This window comes from Amaricoccus sp. W119 (assembly GCF_047275745.1).
GTDB lineage: Bacteria > Pseudomonadota > Alphaproteobacteria > Rhodobacterales > Rhodobacteraceae > Amaricoccus.
Window position 1 is genome coordinate 1 of record NZ_JBKQWU010000161.1, and the last position, 1709, is coordinate 1709.

Genomic DNA, 1709 nt, shown 5'->3' on the forward strand with positions numbered 1-1709 from the left:
CCCCTGTCCCTCCTGCGTTCAATGCAGAAGGGAAATAGGTGGCCGGATTTTACTCCGCCCGCGGCCGGACTATCCCGCCGCTACCGTGGCCGGTTTTTGCACCGCCGCTCTCACGACAGCAGGGCCTATGCGAATCGCGAGATCGCCGACGCTGTGGCCGCGAGCTTCGCCTACACCTTCGGGACGAGCCCCCACTCGGAAGCCGCCTTTTGCGCCGATCTTGTCCGCATCCATGAGGATTGGCCCAAGGGCCTCGGGGACGTCGCCTGTCCGGTCACGCTGATCCACGGAGAGCAGGACGGGAACGCGCCCTTCGAGACCGCGCTCGAGTACTGCGCCATGTATCCGAACTGGCGCTACATCGGCTTTCCCGTCGAGGGCCAGTTGGTCGCGCTCGCTCGCTGGTCGGAGGTGTTCGACATCATCGAAGCCACGATGGCATGAGCGGCGACCGACCCACGAACGCCCGGCCGGTGGCATGGTTCGCTGCCGTCTATCATTTGGTAGATGCGCCGAGAACGCGGGGCAGGTAGCATCGAGCGGCAGGCCTCAATGGAAATAATAAAATAGACTTGGAGCTGCCAAAAGTATTAGCGAATCTAACCCTGATGGAGAAATACAGATGAACATCAATACGATATACTTTACAGGTATTAATTGCATGATAGCTGAAGCTATATTTGGTGATACGATAGAGATACTCTATAATGGAGTTCAAGTTTGGGTGGGTGTGCTCAATACAAGTGGGAATATCATTCCGCTTCCTAATCGCCGGCACAAGATTCCCGGCGGTGCGGGCGGGAACATAACGATCAACCAATGGTACTTCGGACAGCCGAAGGAGACCGCTTTTACGCAACGCGTGCTCCAATCCGACGTGGCAGAGGACCAAGGCGAAAAGTGGACGGTTTCTGAGTATTTTGATGGAGACCCTGGGGGTGTGTATGAGTTATATTATCGAACGACGCTCGAAACTTGGGATCCTTCAAGAGAAGACGCTCACCCTGGGCCTAATAAACCTTAGATTTAAGAGCTTTATTAGGAGCGCCAAGGTGGGAGCTCAGGATGGCCCGGCTCCAAGAACCTGTGCGTTTCTGCGGGGATCATGATTCACTCGACGCGGGGTGGCGGTGACGTGGACGGTGGCGCGACAGCCGGGACTCTTCGATACCGAGGAGCGGCTCCGGATCTCTCGGCGAAGGGCGACGACCTCGAGCGGGTGAACGCGCTGGTCGATTTCGAGATGTTCCGAGCCGAACTGGAGCGCGCCGTGCCGCGCTCGAATCGCGCGAAGGATGGCCGGCCGCCCTACGATCATGTGCTGATGTTCCGGATCCTGATCCTTCAGGCGAGCCATTCGCTGTCGGATGAGCGGACGGAATACCTGATCAAGGACCGGCTGTCGTTCATGCGCTTCCTTGGGCTGTTGCTCGCGGACCGGGTGCCGGACGCGAATTCGATCTCGAATTTCCGGGAAGGGTTGACGCGGGCGACACTGGATGGCGTCCCGGCGATCTAGGCGCTGTTCCACCGCTTCGACACGCAACTCCGGTCCGCGGGTTTCATCGCCATGGGCGGGCAGATAATCGATGTCGAACCATTGCCCGCCATAGATGGGGTGGGCGGCTCCCGCTCCCGACAGCGCAATGTGCGATGTTGAGAGCGACCATCCACCCCATCGAGGAAGCCGTTCATGAATGAGATGGTCA

The 1709-nt window shown here is 58.6% G+C and carries 2 protein-coding genes and 1 pseudogene; all 3 read left to right on the forward strand.

Features of this window, described 5'->3' with window-relative positions; genetic code table 11:
- Window positions 1-444: alpha/beta fold hydrolase (locus ACLJK8_RS22620; protein ID WP_413152663.1), on the forward strand; the 444-nt coding region annotated here is incomplete at its 5' end.
- 178 nt (window positions 445-622) lie between these two features.
- On the forward strand, window positions 623-1024 hold the full coding sequence (locus ACLJK8_RS22625; RefSeq protein ID WP_413152664.1) for a hypothetical protein: 402 nt from the start codon (window positions 623-625) through the stop codon (window positions 1022-1024).
- A gap of 118 nt (window positions 1025-1142) precedes the next feature.
- A pseudogene (locus tag ACLJK8_RS22630) lies at window positions 1143-1609 on the forward strand (transposase); the annotation flags it as partial.
- Window positions 1610-1709: the final 100 nt, after the last annotated feature.

Coding starts and splice junctions, on each gene's coding strand:
- ACLJK8_RS22625 (WP_413152664.1), top strand. CDS start 623: ATGAACATCAATACGATATACTTTACAGGTATTAATTGCATGATAGCT.